Here is a 21,233-nt window from a genome sequence, read left to right as displayed (position 1 = left end):
TTGAAGCGCCAGGTCTTGGCGTCGGGCGTTGCCTCGTAGGACTCGGCAAGGCGGTACTCGATCTCACCGGCCGGCGAGACCTCGAGAAGCTGCTCCCCCCAGCAGCGCCCGAGCGTGTAGGGGACCTGGCTCGCCCAGGTCGCGGGATCAAGGCTGTTCGTCGATTCGCCGCCGACAAGGCCGGCTTTCAGCGTCCCCCCTTTGACCGGCCCGGCCGCACGGGCCGCCTGCCCGAGCAGCAGGTTCGCCGACGCGACGGTCACGCCGAGCGCTGCTGCGCGCCCGAGAAACTCCCGTCGAGACAGCCTTCCTGCGGCTACCTGTTGGCTCATGAATTCCAGTTCTCTTGGCATGGCTCACTCCCTCCCTTGTAAGACCCGCCCGGCGCACCGGTATCGTTGCAGGATATTGGAGGCAGATATCGCGCCTGGATTCTTGCGGCGCGACAGTTGGTGCCGCAGATTGACTGAAGAACGTCGTGTCTTCGACCGCCGACACCGCCGGCGGCGATGGGCGGGATCAACCCTTGCGGGCGTAACGTTGCAGAATGGCGGAGATATCCGGCTCGGCTTTGTCTACATCGAGTTCGGCGCGCAGCTCGACCGCATCAAGATGCTCGAGCATGATCCGTTCCGCCATGGCGGTGTCTGGCGACTGCAGCGCGCGGATGATGCGCACATGTTCGTCGACGGCGCACTCCGGCGAATGCAGTCGGGCGAAACGCGCAAGGATCAATGAGCAGCGCGAGACGATTTCCCGGACAAAGCGCGTCAGCGCCTGCGAGCCCGTGAGTTCGGCAAGCAGAATATGGAATTCGCCCGCAAGCCGGATCGACAGCGGGCCGTGATCGGAAAGGGCTGCTTCTTCCTGCTTCACGTGCTGCTCCAGCCGCTTGACGTCGGCGCTGCCGAGGTCGGCCACCAGCCGCCGGATCACCTCTGCCTCCAGCATGCGTCTCAGCGCGAAGATATCACGGGCTTCCTCCAGCGTCGGCTCCGCTACGCAAGCGCCCTTGTTGGCTCTCAGATCGACAATACCCTCGGCGTTCAGCCTGACCAGGGCCGCGCGAACGCTGGTACGGCTGACCTTGAAGTGATCGGCGATCGTGTCCTCGGAAAGCTTCGTGCCCGGCTTCAATGCCTGCTCCAGGATCGCCTGGCGCAGGAGCTTGTAGACGACGTCGCTGCGGCTCGACTTCTCAGACAAGGTTGCCTCCCCTCAACAGGCCGATCGAGGACCGGCCGAACATGTCCCATATCCTCGATAGCGCCCGTCCACATGGTCGTCAATATTGTATACAATAATGTTGATGTTTGTATTCTCTTGTCGTATGCAATTGTTGGCGCTGAAAAAACAATGTCGGTGCCAGCCGGTTCAGGAGGAGGCGTGCGAAGAGGATCGCGCGACCTGGGCAGGCGAAACGAGGACAGCCAATGGGAGGGAACTCATGAAAAGCAGGATTCTGCAGCTCTGCGCGACAGTCGCGGGCATTGCGGTCGGACTTGTGGCGGCAACGTCTGCGAACGCGGCGACGACGCTCGAAACGGTCAAGGCGCGCGGTAAGCTGATCTGTGGCGTCTCGATGAGCACGCCGGGCTTTGCCACCGCCGATGCCAAGGGTCATATGGAAGGCTTCGACGTCGACGTCTGCCGTGCGGTGGCCGCCGCTGTCTTCGGCGATCCGGAAAAAGTCGATTTCGTCCTGACCAACATCAACACGCGCTTCCAGGCGCTCCAGTCCGGCGAAATCGACATGTTGTCGCGCCAGACGACCATGACCTTTTCGCGCGAAACGTCGCTCGGGCTCGATTTCGGCCCGACCGTGTTTTACGATGGCCAGGGGCTGATGGTGCCGAAGTCGCTTGGCGTCAACAGCGCCAAGGAGCTGACCGATGCGGCGATCTGCACGCTGCCGGGCACCACGACCGCGCAGAACCTCAGCGACTTCTTCCGCGCGATCGGCGGCAAGTTCGAGCTGGTCGTCTTCGAAAACCCGGACGAAAACCGCAACGCCTTCTTCTCCGGCCGTTGCGAAGCGATCTCGTCCGACCGTTCGGACCTTGCTTCGATCCGCGCCGTCGCCAACAACCCGGACGACTACGTCGTTCTGCCGGAAACCATCTCCAAGGAGCCGTTGGCGCCTGCCGTTCGCCAGAACGACTCCAACTGGCGTGACATCGTATCCTGGTCCGCCTGGATGCTGATGGCAGCCGAAGAGCGCGGCATCACCCAGGCCAACGTCGACGAGATGACCAAGAGCGAGGATCCGGAGATCCAGCGCATGCTCGGCGTCAACGAAGAACTCGGCAAGATGCTGAACCTCGACAACAAGTGGGGCTACAACATCATCAAGGGCGTCGGTAACTACGGCGAGGTGTTCGAGCGCAACCTCGGCACCAAGACCGCTCTCGGTCTGACGCGCGGTCCGAACACGCGCTGGAGCGAAGGTGGCCTGCTCTACGCACCGCCGTTCCGTTGAGGATTGACGGGCCCGCGCTTCGGTGCGGGCCCACCTCTCCCCATTCTGCCCTGGGCGGGATGAGGAAAAGTGCGCGCGGCTTTCCGCCCGCACCCTGCGCTAAACGATGAAAATCGATCAGGTTTTTGATTTTGGGTCACGCCGACCCAAGATCATCATGCTCCAAGGGACGGGTGCCGATGCCCCTGTTTTATGACGCGCGCATTCGCGCCTATCTCTATCAAGTGATCGCCGTTGGCCTCGTCTTGCTCGTTGCCTGGGTGATGTTCAGCACCGCGAGCGCCAATCTTGCCAAGCAGGACATCGCGACCGGTTTCGGCTTCCTGGCGCGCCAGGCCGGCTTCGTCATTACGGAAACTGCGATCACCTACGAACCGACCGATACGATCGGTCGTGCGATCCTTGTCGGCATCGCCAACACGGTCAAGGTCTCGTTGCTCGCGGCGATCCTCGGCACCATTCTCGGCCTGCTCGTCGGCATCGGGCGGTTGTCGCACAATCCTGTTCTTTCGCGGCTGATGCTTGCCTATGTGGAAGCGCTCCGCAACGTGCCGCTGCTGCTCTATCTGCTGCTCTGGTACTCGCTGATCATCTCCACGTTTCCGCCGGTCAAACAGGCGATCCAGATGCTTCCGGGCGTATTCCTGTCGAATAGCGGCCTGGTCATGCCCGCGCTGCATTGGGAAAGTGGGTTTGCGGCACTAGTTACGGCATTCCTCGTCGGCCTCGTTGCGGCCACTTTCGTTGCCCGGATGCTCGGCCGCCAGCGCGTCGTTAGCGGCAAGGACAGACCGGTCGCCTTGATCGCGACGATCGCATTTCTTCTGCCGCTCGTGGCGGTATTGCTGCTCGCCAACATTTCCGTCACCTGGGACGTGCCTGAACTCGGCCGGTTTCGCCTGAGCGGCGGCTATCACCTGCGTCCGGAGTTCGTGGCGCTTCTCCTCGGGTTGACGCTGAGCGTATCGGCAAACGTCGCGGAGATCGTCCGGGCCGGCATCCAGGCGGTCAGCAAGGGACAATGGGAGGCCGCGACGGCGCTTGGCCTGTCCCGCGCACGCACACTGAAGCTGGTGATCCTGCCGCAGGCGCTCAGAATCATTATCCCACCGCTGACGAACACCTATCTGACCGTCTTCAAGAACAGCTCGCTCGCGATCGCCATCGGCTATCCCGACCTGGTGATGGTCTCGAACACGATCATGAACCAGACCGGCCAGGCGATTGAATCCATTGCCATCTTCATGGGTGTCTATCTCGGTTTGTCGATCCTCATCTCTTTGGTGATGAACTGGTACAACGCCAAGGTCGCGCTGAGGGAGCGCTGAGTCATGACACAGATCGATACCCTCATCGGCGATCCGTCGCTTGCATCCCAGCGCGAAGCGCCACCGGCCCCGAAGGGCCGCTGGCTTAGCGCTTACTTCGGAACGCCGGGCAACGCGCTGATCACCATCCTGTGCCTTGGAACGATCTTCGCGCTCGCCAAGCTTGCGATCGGCTGGCTGTTCATCGACGCCACCTTTGTCGGCACGCCGGCGGAGTGCAAGGTGACGATCGGTGCCTGCTGGCCGTTTCTGTCAGCGAAGATGCGCTACATCTTTTTCGGCTTCTATCCGTTCGAGGAGCAATGGCGGCCGCTGACGGCGATGCTCCTGTTTCTCGGAGCCTGCATCGTTTCCATGGTCCCCAGGGTCTGGGGACGGGCCCTGTTGATCGCCTGGATCGCGGTCGTCCTCCCCGTGCTCTATGTGTTGATGGCGGGCGGGTACTTTGGCCTGACGGTCGTGCCAACGACGCAATGGGGCGGCCTGCCGCTCTCGTTCATGCTCTCCTTCATCGGGCTTGCCTGTGCGCTGCCGCTCGGGATCGCGCTGGCGCTCGCCCGGGCCTCCAGCCTTCCGGCAATCCGTATCCTGGGGGTGAGCTTCATCGAGATCGTGCGCGGCGTGCCGCTGATCAGCATCCTGTTCATGGCAACGGTCATGCTGCCGCTGTTCATGCCCAACGGCATCACCGTCGACAAGCTCATCCGCGCGCAGGTGGCGATCATCCTCTTCGCCGCCGCCTATATCGCCGAGATCGTTCGTGGCGGCTTGCAGGCGGTGCCCAATGGGCAGGTGGAGGCCGGACATTCGCTGGGCCTCCACTATTGGCAGATCATGCGCAAGATCGTGCTGCCGCAGGCGCTGAAAAAGGTCATCCCACCGCTCGTCAGCCTTTTCATCGGCTTCTTCCAGGACACGACGCTGGTAACCATCGTCGGCCTGCTCGACTTCCTCGACACCGTCCGCACCGCCATGCGCGATCCGGAATGGCAGGGTATCGCGGTGCTGGAAGGCTATGTCTTCGCGGCCGTCGTCTACTTCGTTTTTAGCGCTCTCATGGGAGCTTACAGCCGTTTCCTCGAACGATACTTCAGGACCACGCATGACTAAAGAGATCCACGTCATCCGCAATGTGCACACGCTCGTCGCCTTCGACAGCGAGCGTAACGGCCACGTCTACCTGCACGACGTCGACATCGCCTACGACGACGAAGGCTTTGTCCATGTCGGCGGTCGCTATGACGGGCAGTACCACAGCGAGAGTTCCGGCCGCGACCGGATGATCATGCCGGGTTTCGTCAACGTCCATTGCCATTCCGGCGAGGAGCCGATTTCCAAGGGCATTTTCGAGGACATGGGCACGGCGGCCCTTTGGGGCAATGCGCTCTACGAATACTCCAACCTTCTGGAGATCGATGACGACGCGATCGAGGCGTCGCTGACCGTCATGGTCGGCGACCTGATGCGCAGCGGCGTCACCACGCTGCTCGATATTGCAGGCCCGCACGAAAGCTGGCTGCCGACGCTCGCGCGAAGCGGCGCGCGTGCCTTCGTCGCACCGGGCTTCCGCGAGGCACAGTGGCATGTGGAAGACGGCCACCGTCTCGACTTCCGTTGGGACAAGGCGCGCGGACGGGATGCCTTTCAGCGCGCTCTTGAGGTCGTCGATACGGCGACTGCCCACCCCTCGGGCCGCCTCGGCGGCGTCGTGGCACCGTCGCAGATCGAGACCTGCTCGCCGGAACTGCTGCAGGATGCGGTGGCGGCAGCGCGCAAGCGTGGCGTTCCGGTCACCATCCACGCGGCGCAGACCATGGCTGAGCACGAGGAGCTCCTGCGTCGGCACGGGCTGACGGCGGTTCAATATCTCGAAAGCCTGGGCTTGCTCGGCAAGGACCTGATCCTTGGCCATTGCATCTTTGTCGACAGCCACTCCTGGACGCGGCAGCGCACGGAAGTCGACTTGCGTCTCCTGGCCGATCGCCAGACCACCGTCGCCCACTGCCCGGTCACCTTTTCGCGGAGCGGCATGGCGTTGGAATCGGTCGGCCGCTATCGGCGTGCGGGCGTCAACGTCGCCTTGGGAACGGACAGTTACCCCTTCAATATGCTGGAAGAAATGCGCCAGGCGATGATCTGTGCACGGTTGTCCGGCAAGTCCGTCTTCGATGTCGCGACCGGCGACATTCTGGAAGCCGCGACCATCGCCGGCGCGCGGGCGCTCGGCCGCGATGATATCGGTCGGATCGCCGTCGGCTCCAAGGCGGACTTCCTCGTGGTCGATCTTCGCCACCATGCGATGCAGCCGGTCTACGATTCGCTGCGCAGTCTCCTGCATTGCGCCGCCGAGCGGGCGATCGACCGGGTCTATGTCGATGGTACCTGTGTCGTCAGCGGCGGGCGGCCGACCCTGATCGACTATGACGGCGCGCTTGCAAAGCTTCAGGAAGCGCAGGACTACGCCTGCCGCAAGGCCCCCGAAAACGATCCGAAGGGCCGTGGGATGCGGACGCTGGCGCCACTCTCCCTGCCCACTGCCGGTTAGGGAAGGGCATTGCCCGCCCTTCGAAGCCTTCGAGGAGAGGCGGGCGGGAATCGATCAGTAGAAAAGGCGGTGGGCGGCGAAAAGGCAGATCAGCACCGCCGCCGCCCCGCCGGCCAATGCGCCGAGCCGCCGCTCGAGAAAGTCACGGATTTCCTCGCCGAAGCGGCGCAAGAGCCATGCGAGCAGGAAGAAGCGTGCACCGCGCGCAACGATCGCCGATACGATGAAGAAGCCGAGGTTAATGTTGGCCGCGCCCGAGAGGATGGTTACGACCTTGATCGGCGGCAGATGCGCCAGACCCGAAGTCACGAGCAGCAACGCCAGCATTTCGGAGTCAACCGACGCTTTCAGATGTTCGAACGTATCGAGCTTGCCGTAGAACTCCAGAAGCGGCCTTGCCAGCGTATCGAAAGCGTAGTGGCCGAGATACCAGCCGGCGATACCCCCAAGCACCGAGGCAACGGTGGCGACCAGCGCGTAGCGCCATGCCCGTTCCGGGCGCGCCAGCGCCATGGGGATGAGGAGCAGATCGGCGGGGACCGGAAAGATCGAGCTTTCGACAAAGGCAATGATGCCAAGCCACACGATGGCGGTCTCTCGTGTCGCGAGCGACATCGTCCAATCATAGAGGCGTCGGAGCATGGGGTTAAGGTTCGCTGTTGGTGGTAAACCTCTCTATAGCCGACCGAGCGGGGTGTAAATGTGACCGATTACGGCATTTGAGGGATTTCTCACGAGAGACAAGGTGTGGTCGCCCTAGGCGGCAGCCACACGCGCATAACGGCTCGGCGGTTGGCCGACATGGCGGCTGAAGGCGGTGCTGAAAGTGCTGGCGGAACTGTAGCCGACGCGTTCGGCGATCGCGGCGAGATCGGCATCGCGTTGCCGCAACAGGTCCTTGGCGAGCGCCATGCGCCAGACCAGCAGATATTCCATCGGCGGCACGCCGACGGCACGGGTGAAGCGCTCGAAGAAGACGGAGCGGGAGAGCGCTGCTTGGCCCGCGAGTTCCGCCACGGTCCAGGCATGGGCTGGATCGGCGTGGATTCGGCGAATGGCCGCCGCCAGCCGCGGGTCTCCCAGACCGCGCAGCAGGCCGGGTGTTGCACTTTCGCCCTGGATCGAGCGAAGTGCCTCCACGAGCATCACTTCCACAAGCCGCGCCAGAACCAGGTCCCGTCCCGGGCGATCTTCGCGCGCCTCTTCGCCCACCAGAAGTACGAGCGTCGAAAGTCGATCGATCCCGCGCAGATGCATCAATGTCGGCAGCAGTGAAACCAGCAGCCCGGCATCGGGCGAGTCGAGGACGAAATAGCCGCCGAGCAGGCGCACGTCCGGTTCGCCGTCTTGCCTGCCGTGGCGAACCTCATCCGTCGGAGCCGGGGTCACTTTCGGATCGATGAAAGTCGGCTGAACCGGCTCGAATCCCGAGAGCGTGAAGCCCGGTGTGGTCGGCAGCAGCACGAAGTCGCCTGCCTCCAGCGTGACGGCTGTCTCGCCATCGACGGCGAGCCGGCAGGCGCCCTCGACCACCGTGCAGAAGCTTGGCTGTCCGAAGTCGGCATAGCGCACCGCCCAGCGGCCTGCGCCGCTGATGCCCTTGGTGAAGACCGTGCGCGGGCGGAGAAGTTGAATGAGCTGCGAGAGCGGATCGATCATATCAGGACGATAGCAAATGAAATCAGGACTTCAAGCCGTAGATCGTCCGCATTCGCGGGGATATCCCTTATCCATCGAAACAACGGACAGGAAGTCGCGATGAAGACCGTACTGATTACTGGCTGCTCCTCCGGCTACGGGCTGAAAACGGCCCGGCGCTTTCATGCCGAAGGCTGGAACGTGATCGCCACGATGCGCGCGCCGCGGCGAGACGTCCTTCCGAGCGCCGACCGGTTGCGTGTCCTGGCCCTCGATGTCACCGATCCCGACAGCATTGCGGCTGCGATCGAGGAAAGCGGCCCGATCGACGCGCTGGTCAACAATGCCGGCGTCGGCGTCGTGGGTGCCTTCGAGGTGACGCCGATGTCTCATGTCCGCAATGTTTTCGACACCAACACCTTCGGCGTGATGGCAATGACGCAGGCGGTGATACCGCAATTCCGTGCCCGTCGGTCAGGCGCCATCGTCAACGTCACCTCCAGCGTGACACTTGCCTCGATGCCGTTGGCCGCGGCCTACACTGCCAGCAAGACGGCGATCAGCGGCTTCACCGGTTCGCTTGCTCACGAGCTGGCGGCGTTCAACGTCCGCGTCAAGCTGGTGGAGCCGGGCTATGCGCCGACGACCCGCTTCGCCCACAACACCACTCTCCGTGTGGAGGACCTGATCCCCGAGGCCTATGCCGAGTTCGCAGCGCCCATCTTCGCGCAGTTTGCCGCACCGTCTTTGGTGACGACGGAGGCAGACGTCGCCGAGGCTGTGTGGCGGGCGGCCAACGACCTGTCCGCCCAGCTCCATTTCCCAGCCGGCGCCGACGCAGTGGCGCTCGCCAGGGCGAGCTGACATCGCCTTCCCATGCGGACCGCGACGGCGCGTAGCCGCATCGGTGTCAGGCGATCCGGCGGAGACGCGCATCGGCCTCCGTCTGGTGCCTCACGCCGGATGTCGTGCGGAAGCGCTCGACCAGATCGAACAGGCCTGACGCCTGGCTTGAAAGCCGATGGGTCATGGCAGTGCTGTCTTCTACCATCGCATTGTTCTGCTGGGTCACAGCGTCCAACGACAGCATCGTCTGGTTGATGTGCTGCAGGTCGGTTGCCTGGTCGCGCGCATCGCCGGCAATCTGCTGCGTCTGCTCGTTGATTGCATGGATCTGGCCGGAGATCTCGTCGAGCGCGTCACCGGCTGCCCGCACCAGCGTAACCCCCTTCGTCACCTCTTCGGTTGAAGTCGTGATGATCGCCTTGATCTCCCGTGCGGCCAGCGCCGATTTCTGCGCCAGCTCCCGCACCTCGTGGGCGACGACCGCAAAACCCTTGCCCGCTTCGCCGGCACGGGCCGCTTCGACGCCAGCATTCAGCGCCAGGAGATTGGTCTGGAACGCGATATCGTTGATCGTGCCGATGATCTGGGAGATCGCGACCGATCCCTTCTCGATCTGGGCCATGGCGCTGACGGCATTCATCACCACCTGGCCCGAGCGATCGGAGCTTGCCTTGGCGGCAGCCGCGATCGTCGTGGCCGATGTGGCGTGCTCGGCGGTGCGGCCGATGGTGGCAGTGATAGCGCTCATCGCCGCGGTCGCTTCCTCCAGCGTTGCCGCCTGATGTTCGGTGCGCTTGGCAAGCTGCCCGATGGCGTCGCGCATCTCGCCGGTCTCGCCGTCGATGTCAGCGCTTCTTGCCTTCACGTCGCCAAGCGTGACGGCCAGGCTCTCCAGCGAGAGGTTGAAGTCCGAGCGCAGGCGGTCGAATCCGGCGCCGAAGGGTCGGTCGATGCGGGCGGTCAGATCACCATGAGACAGCCGTTCGAGCCCAGACGCCAGCATCTCCACGGCCTCGTTGATCTGGCGCGAGACCTCGGACTGGCTCGACTCGCGGGTTTGCCGTTCCCCTTCGATCATGGTGCGGGTTTCGGCAGCCTCTATTTCGAGGCGAGCGCGGTCGAGAAGCGCATCACGGAAGACGAGGACGGAGCGGGCCATGTCACCGATCTCGTCCCTGCGGTTGCGACCGACGCCGTCGATCGTCGTGTCGCCGTCGGCGAGCTGGCTCATGTCGCGAACGAGGCCGGTGATCGGGCGCGTCAGCCGGCGCGAGTACCAGATGGAGACCACCAGCGCTGCCGCAAGGACGGCGAGCGCGGTTGCGAGCGTCCAGTTGCGCAGGGCGGTAACGGCAGCAAAGGCTTCCCGCGAGGTCATGACCGCGGCCATGGTCCAGTGGGCGCCGAAAGCATCAAGGCTGGTGGCGGCCATCTGCGCTTCCTCACCGCGGAAATCGGCGAGCTTGCTGCTGACGACGCCGTCTTCTGCCGGCTGGCCCGGCGCGATCCGGGCTTTGAGCACATCGTTGTCGGTTGTGGCAGCGCTGTCGGTGAGGAAGAACCCGTCGCTGTCGAGAAGGATCGTTTCGCCCGTCTCGCCAAGGCCGGTGCGGTTGCCGACGATCTCTGCGATGCGCCCGTCGGGCATCTCCAGGATCAAGGTCCCGATCTTGCCGTCGATCGATTCCAAGGGGATGGCGATGAACGCGGCGGCGTTGCCGCCGAGTGGCGCGTAGGCCTCGTAGGAGGCAAACGCCAGTTTGCTCTTGTCTGTTCCTTCTGCCGTTTCCCGGAAGACGCGCCCAAGCCCCGTGTCTTTCCAGTCCCCGCCCCTGAGGTTGACGGCGAAGTCGCCCTTTTTGTTGAGGGAATAGACGACGTCACCGCTGAGATTGGCAAGCAGTACGTCGCGGTAGCCGTGAGCTTCGGCGAAGCGGCGGAAGAACGGGTGATAGCGCGCATGGAGCGCGTCGTAATCGTCGACGCCGGCGGTGCTGTAGAGCGCACGCTTGTCTTCGGCGTTGGGGTTTTCGGTCAGGTAGCGGCGTTGCAATTCGCTCTTGGCCTTGTCGCCGAACTTTGCGGCCGCGCCATTCAGGTCGCTGAGCGCCTTCGATACTGATTTTTGAACCTGCAGATTGCGCAGATCGTTTTCCACGGTGGTGAGGTAATGGCGAAGCTCGTTTCGGCGGGCGTCGGCAAGCGCCTCCAGCTTCTCGATCGCCGCGCGTGATGACAGGTCGCCACTGACCTTCAGGCTGGCAAGGCTGGTTGCAGCAATAGAGAAGGCAGCCAGAGCCGCCGCTGCGAGGGGTAGCTTCGCGGACAAACGCATAACAATCACCGGACGTGCGAGGGGAAGAGGGGCCATGCCGAAGGGCTGGTCGCGACGCCTCATGCGCCCGGCGGGAGACCTCCCGCGCGGAGAGTTATACGGCCTGATGTTACAGTTTGATGACGTTTGAATGACAATGCCGAAGTTTGGCTTGTGAACCTATCTCGATAGGGCTCCATTGAGAAAGATTTCTGCGCAACGCTCCGCGCGCGCCATGATCGTCGCTTCATCGATGTCGCGGATGCGGCCCATCATGACGGCGCGTTGCGGCTCCATCGCCATCATGCCGCGCAGCATTCCTGCCGCCATATGGGGATCGTCGATTACGAGGCGGCCGTGAGCCGACTGTGCCCTCAGCCAGCGCTCCAGCGTTGCGTTTGTCCGCTCGATCGCCCGCTCCCAGAAGGTGGCGGCGATCTCTGGAAAGCGCGCCGCCTCTGCGAGCACCAGGCGGATGATGGCGATTGTGTCTGAGGCCAGCACAAGGTGGCCATAGGCGGCGAGCAGCCGTACGAGACCGGTCTTCACGCTCACGGCGTCAAGGTGCTCCTCATCGGCTTCGAGCACGAACTCGGCGATCCTGAGGGAGATGACGCGTTCGAAGAGATCGGCCTTGGTCGGAAAGAGGCGATAGAGCGTCTTGGTGGAGACGCCGGAATTCTGGGCGATGACGTTGATGTTGGCGGTCTCGTAACCGAGGTCGCAGAATTGCCTTTCGGCGGCGAGGATGATCACCTGCCGCGTCTCGTCGTCGGAGCGGACCTGCGGGCGGCCGCGGGAACGTGGTGATTTCTGCTTTTCGACCATTGCGACTTTCCAAATTCCTTGGCGATTTCTAGTCGTCATCACGCGGGAAAGCAAACGTTTTCCGAAGTGGGCATTCGGATGGTGGCGGCGTTCCCCGTGCCCTTGACCGGATATTGCGGCCTTTGCGAACACGCCCTAGTTTTGCGATATGGCGACGTCGAAGCTCACGACCTACCGCGCCAAGCGGGACTTTTCCAGGACGCCGGAGCCTGCCGGGAGAACCGGCGGGGAGGGCAATCGTTTCGTCGTGCACAAGCATCATGCCACCGCCGATCACTATGATCTGAGGCTTCAGGTCGGCGACGTGCTGAAAAGCTGGGCGGTTCCCAAGGGGCCGTCGCTCAACCCGGCCGACAAGCGCCTGGCGGTCGAGACCGAAGATCATCCGCTCGACTATATCGATTTCGAGGGTGTCATTCCGGAAGGCGAATATGGCGGCGGGCCGATGATCGTCTGGGATGCCGGCGTGTGGGCGCCGATGGACGATATCGAAAAGAGCCTGAGGACCGGGGCCTTCAAGTTTCGACTGGCCGGCGAGAAGCTCAACGGCGGCTGGATGCTGACACGGCTGAAATCGAAATCGGACGAGGAAGACCAGCGTAACTGGTTGCTTTTCAAGGAACACGACCTTGCAGCGAGCCCTGACGTCGACATCCTGGAAACGCGCCCCGAAAGCGTGAAAAGCGGACGGCGGATTGAAGAACTGGTCGAACAGCCGAAGAAACCGTCGAAACGGGCCGTTCTCAAACCCGGCGCCTTGGCGGGCGCCGTGAAAGGCCCGAAGCCGCTGCGCATCGAGCCGCAGCTAGCGAGCCCGACACCGAAACCGCCGGGCGGCCTGCCGGGTAAGGAGGTCTGGCTGCACGAGATCAAGTTCGACGGCTATCGCACCATGGCAGATATTTCGGATGGCAACGTCAAGCTGATTACCCGCAGCGGGCTCGACTGGACGAAGCGCTACGGCGATCTGCCGGATGCGTTTCGGAAGCTGCCCTGCCGCGGAGCGATCATCGATGGCGAAATCGTCGTGCTCGACGACAAGGGGATCAGCCGCTTCGGGCTCTTGCAGGACGCGCTTTCGACCGGCGTCGACAGCAAACTCGTCTTTTATGCTTTTGATATCCTCTATCTCGACGGGTGGAACTTGACCGAGGTCGGGCTGGAAAGACGCAAGGCGCTGCTGGCCCAACTGCTCGAAGAGCAGGTGTCCAGTCGCTCGGCCATCCAGTACAGCGACCATGTCGAAGGTGATGGGCGTGGGCTTTACGACCAGGCTTCAGAGCTGGGGCTGGAAGGGATCGTCTCGAAGCGCGCTTCGGCACCCTATCGGAGCGGCCGCACGCAGACCTGGACCAAGACGAAGGCGCTTCAGTTCGGTGATTTCGTGATCGCCGGCTACACGACCTCGCAGGCAGCTGAAGGCCTTGCTTCCCTCGCTCTCGGCGAATGGGAGGAGGGCGAACTTCACTATCGAGGCAAGGTCGGTACCGGTTTCGATGCGGAGACGGCCGAGCAGTTGCTCGTCCGGCTGGAGGCGCTGCGCGGCGATGCCACCGCGCTCGATGGCGCGCCAAGGGAAATCGCCTGGGTTCGCCCGGTGCTGAGCGCTCGCGTCCACTACTCCAACCGGACGACCGACAATCTCCTGCGTCACGCCGTGTTCAAGGGACTACGCGATGTCGAGCTTTCGGCGCCGGCACGGGCGCCGCGCAAGCGGCTGATCACGGATGCGGATCTTGCAAGCATCCAGGTGACCAACGCAGACCGCCGGGTGTTCGGCAAATCCGGGCCGACCAAACTCGACGTTGCCGTCTACTACGCGCTAGTCGGCGACTTCATGCTGCCGCACATTCTCGGGCGGCCGGTCTCGCTCTTTCGTTGTCCTACCGGAAAACACGCGGACTGTTTCTTCCAGCGCCATCCCTTTACCGGCATGCCACCTTCGATTGTCAGCTTCACGTCGACCAATTCGGAAGGTGAGAGCAAGTCCTTCCTCTCGATCGAAGGCACGAAGGGCTATCTGGCCCTGGCGCAGTTCGGCGTCATCGAGCTTCATGCCTGGGGCACGAAGCGCGAAAGGCTGGAGAAACCCGATCGCGTCGTGTTCGATCTTGATCCCGGGCAGGGCATCGCCTGGCGCGACGTGGTCGAGGCCGCAGTCCATATTCGTGGAGAACTTGAGGCGCTGGGCCTCGTTCCCTTCGTGAAGACGTCCGGCGGCAGCGGCATCCATATCGTGGTGCCGGTGAAACCGAAACTCGACTGGAAGAAGACGCACCAGGCGACGAGCGCAATCGCGACGCGTCTGGCGGCGACCGCTCCCCAGACCTTCACCACAACGATGGGCAAGGAAAACCGCATCAAGCGGATATTCATCGACTTCCATCGTAATGCCCGCAGCCACACGGCGGCCGCACCCTATTCCTTGCGTGCACGCACAAATCTGCCCGCCTCGACGCCACTCAACTGGCCTGATCTGGAGACTATCGACGCTCCGGAGGATTTGAACTATTCTTCGCTGCCTGGACTTCTGGATACTTTTGGCGATCCTTGGGCCGATATCGACGACTTTGCCAAGGATTTGCCGCTTCTGTCCGAAACGAGGACGTAATGCGTTTGGCCGCGTAGGAGACATCAATGGCGCCCAGGGCAAGTTGGAAAGGTTATCTGAAACTCAGTCTCGTCAGTTGCCCCGTCAGGCTCTATCCGGCGACCAGCTCGAGCGAACGCATCAGCTTCAATCAACTGCACAAGGACACCCATAACCGGATCAACATGAAGCCGGTCGACCCCGAACTCGGCCTCGTCGAGCGCTCGGATCTAGTCAAGGGTTATGAATACGAAGACAAGAAATACATCATCATCGAGGACAGCGATCTCGACAGCGTCAGGATCGAGTCCAATCATACGATGAACATCGAGGCCTTCGTCGATGAAGGCTCTGTCGACGTGATTTACCAGGACGCGCCCTATTATCTCGCCCCCGACGGCGCGATGGCGGAGGAAACCTTCGTCGTGCTGCGCGAAGCGCTGAAAAAAAGCGGCAAGGTGGCGATCGCGCGCCTCGTGCTTTCGAGCCGCGAACGTGTCGTGACCATCGGTGCGCGTGAAACCGGCATGTTCGTGTGTACGCTGAGAAATCCGAGCGAAGTGCGCGGGACTGCTGAATATTTTGGCAATGTACCCGTTGGTCACCCGGACCCGGAAATGCTGCAACTCGCCGAAGCCTTGATCCAGCAGAAGATGACGGTCTTCGATCCGAAGAACTATGAGGACCGCTACGAGATCGCGCTGATGAAGATGATCCGCGAGAAGCTCAAAGGCCATAAGCCGATCATTGCGGCAGCCCCGGAGCGTGGCAACGTCATCAACCTCATGGATGCGCTGAAGGCGAGCCTGTCGCAGTCGAAGCCGCCGGCAAAGAGCAAGACCAAGGCCGAACCAGCGGCAAAGGAAACTGGCAAGGCGGCTGCTCCTGCCAAGCGTACGTCCGCAAAACCGGCGGCGAAGAAGAAAGCCTGATGGTGGTTGCAGGCCAGACATTTGGTATCGTCGGGTCGCTTGCGGCCTTCCCGCGCCGGCTTGTGGCGCGGGAGGTCGAACGCCAGCACGGCCACTTGCGCCGTGGCGTCACGCGCCAAACGACCTATCTGGTATTCGGCCGCAGCCTGCTTGCGAAATCGAGCGAAGCGGAGATCGAAGCCCGTTTCGGCGCCGAACTTGCGGCCGGGCGCTGGCCTATCAGCGAGAACGGCTTTCTTCGCCTCCTGGGCCTGATGTCGGTGCCAGTGGCGTCAGCGCTCACGCGCCAGTCGCTGGTCGATCAGGCCAGGCTTTCTCCGCGGGTCTTCGACCTGCTTTCCCTGTTTGATGCCTTCGAACATGACAGCGAGCCCTATTCGTTCCGCGACCTGATCCTCGCCAGGAAATATGCCGAGTTGATAGCCAGCGGGGCAAGCTGGAGCACGATCGCAAGGTCCGTTCACCGTTCGGGACAGGTCGCTTCTTTGACGGCGCTTTCGCTGCATCACGGCGGTAGCGATGCGATCTATGCCCGGAGCGCCGAGGGACTGAGCGAGCTGAATGGGCAATTGCTCTTCGATCTCGGCACGCCCGACGATGCCGCCTTGGAAGACCTCTTTGATAGGGCCGAGGAGGCGGAAGCGAATGGCGACTACGAGGAGGCTGCCGCCTTCTATCAGCGCTATCTCGCGATGGACCGGACGGATTCTGTTGCGGCTTTCAACCGCGCCAATTGCCTGAAGGCGGCGGGACGAGAGCTGGACGCCGCGCATGACTATGCCCGCGCGATCAAGCTCGATCCCTCCTTCGTCGAGGCCTGGTTCAACCTTGCCGGGCTGATGAGTGAAAGGGGGCGGATCGACGCGGCGCGCAGGCATCTGAAGAAGGCGATCGAGCTTGACAGCGACTATGCCGACGCTGTCTTCAATCTGGCGAAACTCGAATTCGATGACGGCGCTCTCGCTGAGGCGCGGCGATGGTGGAGCCGCTATCTCGAACTCGATAGCGATAGCGAATGGGCGCGGACGGCGGAGCGCGGCGTGCAATATGTCGATCTGCAGGGCCGGCCAAGGACAGCGGGCTGATAATGAGCGACAAATTCCTTTTCGACGGACCTGGGGATGCGGCCGTTACCATTCTTCTTGCACATGGTGCGGGCGCGCCGATGGATTCCGCCTCGCTGAATGCGACCGCCAAGGCGCTCGCCGCAGCAGGCTTTCGCGTTGCTCGTTTCGAGTTCGGCTATATGGCAGCAAGACGCACGTCGGACGGGCGCAAGCCGCCGCCCCGCGCTGAAACACTCAACCCGGAATATTTGGCCGCTATCGAGGCGCTGGGAGCGAAGGGACCGCTCATCATCGGCGGCAAGTCGATGGGTGGGCGCGTCGCCAGCATGGTCGCCGATCAGCTGCACGCCGCCGGCAAGATCACCGGGCTGCTCTGCCTCGGCTATCCCTTCCATCCGCCGGCAAAGCCCGAGCAGTTGCGCACAAAGCACTTGGCCGATCTTAGGACGCCGACCCTGATCTGCCAGGGGACCCGCGACGAGTTCGGCACGCGCGAGGAGGTTCCTGGCTATACGCTTTCCGACGCGATCGAAGTCCTGTGGCTCGAGGATGGGGATCATGATCTCAAGCCGCGCAAGAGCCTTTCCGGTTTTTCGGCGGCCGATCATTTGAGGACCGTGGCCGATGCGGTGGCGGCCTGGGCTGCCCGGCTGACACGCTGATCCGATCGCCGGGATGAAGATCGCCAGCTTCAACATCAACGGCATCAACAGGCGGCTCGATAACCTGCTCGCCTGGCTGGAGGAAACCAAGCCGGATGTTGTCTGTCTGCAGGAACTCAAGGCCACCGATCGGCAGTTCCCGCGCTCGGCGATCGAGGCGGCCGGTTATGGCGCCGTTTGGCAGGGGCAATCCGCGTGGAACGGTGTGGCGATCCTCGCCCGTGACAGCGAGCCGGTGCTGACCCGCGTCGGTCTCGACGGCGACCCGTCGGATGCCGAGGCGCGTTATATCGAGGCTGCCGTTAGTGGCATCCTGGTCGCCTGTCTCTACGCGCCCAACGGCAACCCGCAGCCGGGCCCCAAGTTCGTTTACAAGCTTGGCTGGCACGAGCGTCTGGCCAAACATGCCGCCGAACTCTACGCGCTCGACCTGCCTGTCGTGCTTGCCGGCGACTACAACATCGTGCCGGAGCCGCGCGACATCTACCCGACAACCTCCTATGACGACAATGCGCTGGTCCAACCCGAAAGCCGCGCCGCATTCCGCGATCTTCTCGACCAGGGCTGGCTCGATGCGCTGCGCAAGATCCACCCGAAAGACCAACTCTTCACATTCTGGGACTATCGCCGGAACCGCTGGCAACGCGACGCGGGGCTCCGGCTCGATCATGTGCTGCTCAGCCGCAAGCTTTTCCGCAAGCTCACCGGTGCCGGCATTGACCGCGAGGCTCGTGGCATGGAGGGGGCGAGCGACCATGCGCCGGTGTGGATCACGCTTCGCGATTGAGATGACAATACTGCGGGGAGACTGCACGTCCCTGCGCCACGATGATGATACTGTTTCGCCTCGCAAGCTGCTATTCGCAGCGACGATCCGGGGTAAACCCCGTCCGGTCTAGCAGATGACTGGGCCACCGCGACATTCAGCCTAGCCAACACGAAGGAGAACCGCATGAAAATCAGCGCACGCAATCGCCTCAAGGGCAAGATCGTCGAAGTCGTCAAGGGCGCCACCACCGCCCATGTCCGGATCGACGTCGGCGGCTCGATCGTGACCGCAGCGATCACCAACGAGTCGGTCGACGAACTCGGCCTGAAGGTCGGCGGCGAAGCCTACGCGGTCATCAAGGCCTCGGACGTCATGGTCGGCATCGACTGATAGGCTTGCGGCAGGGGCGTGCGGATCGACCGCCGCGCCCTGCCAAACCGCAGCCGGATCACGCCTTCTGGCAATGATGCACGTTGCCGTCGCCGGTCTCAAAGTCGCCGCGCTGCGGCGGCGCAATCGGCTTGAACAACGTCCGGTCGGGCTTGAGATCGATGAGCGGCGTGCCGTCAAGGCAATCGAGACCGCGCACGAGAAGGCTCGAGCCTTCCACGGCTTCGAGCTTGACGATCGAGGTGCCGATCGGGTTCGGCCGAACCGGCGAGCGCAGCGAAAATGTCCCATGGACTTCGCCATTGCTAGCGGGGCTTTGCAACACCAGGTCACGCCGCGAACGGTCGAGCCAGTAGAGGATTTCCAGCCGCTCGAACGCCTCCACGCCTGTCAGCGCCAGAACCCAGGGTTCGAAGATTTCGATGCGGCAGAGCGGGCCGTCATGCCGGCCCTGGCGTGGGGTTTCCATGCGCGACGTCCAGGGCGTGGAAATGCGGCCGATGAAGACGAGGCCGGCGTCGGTTGGCGCGGGCGGTGCCACGGCCACCTCGTTCTCACGGATTTCGTTCTGGCGAACCATCGTCTGTTCCTTTCCTTGCAGAGGGGGTGGTGAGGCGCGGCGCACAGAGACGGGCCGCGCTGCCGTCGATTGAGCCGATCACCACATCGATGTCGTAGAGTTGTTTGAGGGCGGCGGGCGTCAACACGTCCTTGGGTAAGCCGAGCGCGATGAGCTTTGCGGCGTGGAGAAGGGCGACGCGGTCTGCGACCAGGAAGGCGTGATCCGGATTGTGCGTCGAAAGCACGACCGAAAGTCCGCGTTCTGCGAGCGTCCGGACATGCGACAGCACCCGCATCTGGTTGCCGTAGTCGAGATTGGCCGTCGGCTCGTCCATGACGAGGATGGCGGGTTCTTGCGTCAGCGCGCGGGCAATCAGCACGATCTGGCGCTCGCCGCCGCTGATCTCGGTATAGGGACGCATGGCAAGGTGGGCCACGCCGAGGCCGGCAAGCGCGTCCTGAGCAATCCGACGGTCGCGGGCGCCAGGCGACGAGAACGGCGCGAGATGAGGGGTTCGCCCCATCAATATCACCTCCAGCACCGTAAACGGAAAGAGCGCTGCATGCGCTTGCGGTACATAGGCGATCTGTTTGGCGCGTTCGTGCCGCGACCGGGCGGAAAGCGGTCGTCCGTCCAACAGAATGTCTCCAGCCCTGACTGGTAGGAGGCCGAGGACGGTCTTGAACAGGGTCGTCTTGCCGGCGCCGTTGGGGCCGAGCAAGGCCAGAACCTCGCCCGATGCAAGCGACAGGGAGACATTCTCGCCCACCGAGCGTTCGCCATAGCCAAAGGCGAGATCCCTGATTTCCAGCGTCATTGCCAGGCCCTCCGGCCGGAGGCGAGCAGCCACAGGAAGAAGGGGGCGCCAACGGCAGCCGTCAGGATGCCGAGCGGCACTTCGATCAGCGCAATGCTGCGCGCCAGCATGTCGACAACGAGCAGATAGGCAGCGCCAGATATCATCGAGGCCGGCAGCAAGCGGCGGAAGTCGGGGCCGACCAGCATGCGCGCGATGTGCGGGATGACAAGGCCGATCCAGCCGATGACGCCGCTGACGGAGACGGTCGCCGCCGTGATCAGCGTTGCCGCCGCGATCAGCAATGCGCGGGTCAGACGCGTGTCGACGCCCAGGGTCTGGGCTTCCTCGTCGCCGAGTGTCATCAGGTTCATGCGCCAGCGAAAAAGCACCAGCGGCACCAGCCCGATCAAAAGCGCCGGCAGGATCGAGACGACGTCGAGGCGGGTGATCGCAGCCAGGCTGCCGAGCAGCCAGTAGGTGATCGCCGGCAGCTGGTCATAGGGATCGGCGAGAATCTTGATCAGCGATATGCCGGCACCCACGAGGGCGCCGATGGCAATCCCTGCCAGGACCAATGTCAGGGCCGGATCGCGTCCGCGGATTGCCATGCCGACGGCATAGACCGCAGCGACCGCAAGCAGCCCGCCGGCAAAGCTGATCGCCTGGATTGCGAGGACCGGCAGCGACAGAAAGATGCCGATGACGGCGCCGAGACTTGCGCCGCCGGAAACGCCGAGAATATCCGGCGAAACGAGCGGATTGCGGAAAAGCCCCTGATAGGTGGCGCCGGCCGCGGCGAGTGCCGCGCCGATCAGCATTGCGCCTGCAACGCGCGGCAGCCGCACGTTCCAGAGCACGGTCGAAAGAACGGGATCGCTCGGCAGTCCCGATAGGGCCGCGCGCAACGCCCCTGCGATCTCCGCCGGGCCGGCATATTTGCCGACCGACATCGACACCAGGGCCAGCAGGAAGAGGGGGCCGACGAGGAGCCAGAGATTGCCCTTGCACCCATCGGCCGCCATTTCCGATGTTTCCTGTCTCCGGTTCATTTCGAGGCCGGCACCGCCCCCTTCAGGAGCGTGGCCGCTTGTTCGTCCGTCAGGTCGAACTGGTAGAACAGCTTGTAGAAGTCGCGGGTCTCAGCCTTCAGGTCACCCTTGGCGCTTTCCGGATAGAACAGCTTCTGCAGCCAGACGACGCCGATCAGTCGGTTGATCGCAGGCGGCGAGTCGAACCAGCCGTAGGGCAGGGACGGCGCGGTGAACACCCGACCGGTCGTGACGGCCTTGACGTCGGCCCAGAGCGGGTCCTTCTTGGCCGAGGCCGCAAACTTGCCGCTTGCAGCGATGATGACGTCCGGGTTCCAGGAGAGGATCTGTTCGAGCGACACCTGGGTCAGGCTGCCCTTGCCGGCTGCCGCCGCGACGTTCTCGGCGCCGACGGCTTCGAGGATCTCGACATTGATCGAGCCGGAAAGTCCCGTT

The 21,233-nt window shown here is 63.2% G+C and carries 21 protein-coding genes; 11 read left to right on the top strand and 10 right to left on the bottom strand.

The annotated features are described in order from the left end of the window. On the bottom strand, positions 1 to 353 hold a 353-nt coding region (locus I8N66_RS14720), incomplete at its 3' end, for a twin-arginine translocation signal domain-containing protein (RefSeq protein WP_291154742.1). A gap of 166 nt (positions 354 to 519) precedes the next feature. Further along, positions 520 to 1,206 (bottom strand): GntR family transcriptional regulator, encoded by a 687-nt coding sequence (locus I8N66_RS14715; RefSeq protein ID WP_291154741.1) that lies wholly within the window; start codon positions 1,204 to 1,206, stop codon positions 520 to 522. Between the two features lie 241 nt (positions 1,207 to 1,447). Here I8N66_RS14715 and I8N66_RS14710 point away from each other — a divergent pair, with 241 nt between their 5' ends. The 4 genes from I8N66_RS14710 (at position 1,448) to I8N66_RS14695 (ending at position 6,352) form a co-directional block, all read left to right on the top strand. Beyond that, complete coding sequence (locus I8N66_RS14710) at positions 1,448 to 2,479, top strand: amino acid ABC transporter substrate-binding protein (RefSeq protein ID WP_291154739.1); 1,032 nt, start codon at positions 1,448 to 1,450, stop codon at positions 2,477 to 2,479. Positions 2,480 to 2,658: 179 nt separating this feature from the next. Then, the gene (locus tag I8N66_RS14705; RefSeq protein WP_291154738.1) at positions 2,659 to 3,807 is read left to right on the top strand and encodes an ABC transporter permease subunit; all 1,149 of its coding nucleotides are present in this window, start codon (positions 2,659 to 2,661) and stop codon (positions 3,805 to 3,807) included. 3 nt (positions 3,808 to 3,810) lie between these two features. Then, positions 3,811 to 4,917 (top strand): amino acid ABC transporter permease, encoded by a 1,107-nt coding sequence (locus tag I8N66_RS14700; RefSeq protein WP_113535109.1) that lies wholly within the window; start codon positions 3,811 to 3,813, stop codon positions 4,915 to 4,917. Further along, positions 4,910 to 6,352, top strand: coding sequence for an amidohydrolase family protein (locus tag I8N66_RS14695; protein WP_291154736.1), 1,443 nt, complete (start codon positions 4,910 to 4,912; stop codon positions 6,350 to 6,352). Before I8N66_RS14700 ends, I8N66_RS14695 begins: the two co-directional genes overlap by 8 nt. Positions 6,353 to 6,406: 54 nt before the next feature. Here I8N66_RS14695 and I8N66_RS14690 read toward each other — a convergent pair whose 3' ends face one another. Both I8N66_RS14690 and I8N66_RS14685 read right to left on the bottom strand, forming a co-directional pair. After that, positions 6,407 to 6,994: a YqaA family protein gene (locus tag I8N66_RS14690; protein WP_223728781.1), complete on the bottom strand. Its 588-nt coding sequence runs from the start codon at positions 6,992 to 6,994 to the stop codon at positions 6,407 to 6,409. Positions 6,995 to 7,108: 114 nt separating this feature from the next. Continuing rightward, positions 7,109 to 8,011 (bottom strand): AraC family transcriptional regulator, encoded by a 903-nt coding sequence (locus I8N66_RS14685; RefSeq protein ID WP_291154734.1) that lies wholly within the window; start codon positions 8,009 to 8,011, stop codon positions 7,109 to 7,111. A 99-nt stretch (positions 8,012 to 8,110) separates the two neighbouring features. Here I8N66_RS14685 and I8N66_RS14680 point away from each other — a divergent pair, with 99 nt between their 5' ends. Beyond that, positions 8,111 to 8,854, top strand: a complete 744-nt coding sequence (locus I8N66_RS14680; RefSeq protein ID WP_291154733.1) for an SDR family oxidoreductase — start codon at positions 8,111 to 8,113, stop codon at positions 8,852 to 8,854. 46 nt (positions 8,855 to 8,900) lie between these two features. Here the strand turns inward: I8N66_RS14680 and I8N66_RS14675 are convergent, their stop codons facing one another. Together I8N66_RS14675 and I8N66_RS14670 are read right to left on the bottom strand one after the other, a co-directional pair. Continuing rightward, entirely contained in the window at positions 8,901 to 11,171 is a 2,271-nt protein-coding gene (locus I8N66_RS14675) for a methyl-accepting chemotaxis protein (RefSeq protein WP_291154732.1), read from the bottom strand. A 159-nt stretch (positions 11,172 to 11,330) separates the two neighbouring features. Further along, a complete protein-coding gene (locus I8N66_RS14670; RefSeq protein ID WP_291154730.1) occupies positions 11,331 to 11,978 on the bottom strand; it encodes a TetR/AcrR family transcriptional regulator in 648 nt (215 codons plus the stop codon). Between the two features lie 148 nt (positions 11,979 to 12,126). Here I8N66_RS14670 and ligD point away from each other — a divergent pair, with 148 nt between their 5' ends. From ligD to I8N66_RS14640, 6 genes are all read left to right on the top strand, one after another. Beyond that, positions 12,127 to 14,589, top strand: a complete 2,463-nt coding sequence (ligD, locus tag I8N66_RS14665) for a DNA ligase D (protein ID WP_291154729.1) — start codon at positions 12,127 to 12,129, stop codon at positions 14,587 to 14,589. Between the two features lie 26 nt (positions 14,590 to 14,615). Continuing rightward, complete coding sequence (locus I8N66_RS14660) at positions 14,616 to 15,500, top strand: Ku protein (protein ID WP_291154727.1); 885 nt, start codon at positions 14,616 to 14,618, stop codon at positions 15,498 to 15,500. After that, complete coding sequence (locus tag I8N66_RS14655) at positions 15,500 to 16,585, top strand: tetratricopeptide repeat protein (protein ID WP_291154725.1); 1,086 nt, start codon at positions 15,500 to 15,502, stop codon at positions 16,583 to 16,585. Before I8N66_RS14660 ends, I8N66_RS14655 begins: the two co-directional genes overlap by 1 nt. Positions 16,586 to 16,587: 2 nt before the next feature. Continuing rightward, positions 16,588 to 17,229: an alpha/beta family hydrolase gene (locus I8N66_RS14650; protein WP_291154723.1), complete on the top strand. Its 642-nt coding sequence runs from the start codon at positions 16,588 to 16,590 to the stop codon at positions 17,227 to 17,229. A gap of 13 nt (positions 17,230 to 17,242) precedes the next feature. After that, positions 17,243 to 18,016, top strand: a complete 774-nt coding sequence (xth, locus tag I8N66_RS14645; RefSeq protein WP_291154721.1) for an exodeoxyribonuclease III — start codon at positions 17,243 to 17,245, stop codon at positions 18,014 to 18,016. Positions 18,017 to 18,181: 165 nt separating this feature from the next. Beyond that, entirely contained in the window at positions 18,182 to 18,388 is a 207-nt protein-coding gene (locus tag I8N66_RS14640; RefSeq protein ID WP_043613318.1) for a molybdopterin-binding protein, read from the top strand. 58 nt (positions 18,389 to 18,446) lie between these two features. On the opposite strand, the gene tsaA is transcribed toward I8N66_RS14640, so the two are convergent. The 4 genes from tsaA to I8N66_RS14620 all read right to left on the bottom strand — a co-directional run. After that, complete coding sequence (gene tsaA / locus I8N66_RS14635) at positions 18,447 to 18,968, bottom strand: tRNA (N6-threonylcarbamoyladenosine(37)-N6)-methyltransferase TrmO (protein WP_291154716.1); 522 nt, start codon at positions 18,966 to 18,968, stop codon at positions 18,447 to 18,449. Further along, positions 18,943 to 19,767 (bottom strand): ABC transporter ATP-binding protein, encoded by an 825-nt coding sequence (locus tag I8N66_RS14630; RefSeq protein ID WP_291154714.1) that lies wholly within the window; start codon positions 19,765 to 19,767, stop codon positions 18,943 to 18,945. Before I8N66_RS14630 ends, tsaA begins: the two co-directional genes overlap by 26 nt. Then, on the bottom strand, positions 19,764 to 20,771 hold the full coding sequence (locus I8N66_RS14625) for an iron ABC transporter permease (protein ID WP_291154712.1): 1,008 nt from the start codon (positions 20,769 to 20,771) through the stop codon (positions 19,764 to 19,766). Before I8N66_RS14625 ends, I8N66_RS14630 begins: the two co-directional genes overlap by 4 nt. Positions 20,772 to 20,794: 23 nt before the next feature. Beyond that, positions 20,795 to 21,233, bottom strand: a 439-nt coding sequence (locus I8N66_RS14620; RefSeq protein WP_291154710.1) for an ABC transporter substrate-binding protein, incomplete at its 5' end; no start/stop codon positions are given.

It is taken from the genome of Ensifer sp. SSB1 (genome assembly GCF_016652895.1).
Lineage (GTDB): Bacteria > Pseudomonadota > Alphaproteobacteria > Rhizobiales > Rhizobiaceae > Ensifer.
This window is presented reverse-complemented; position numbering and strand designations above follow the sequence as displayed.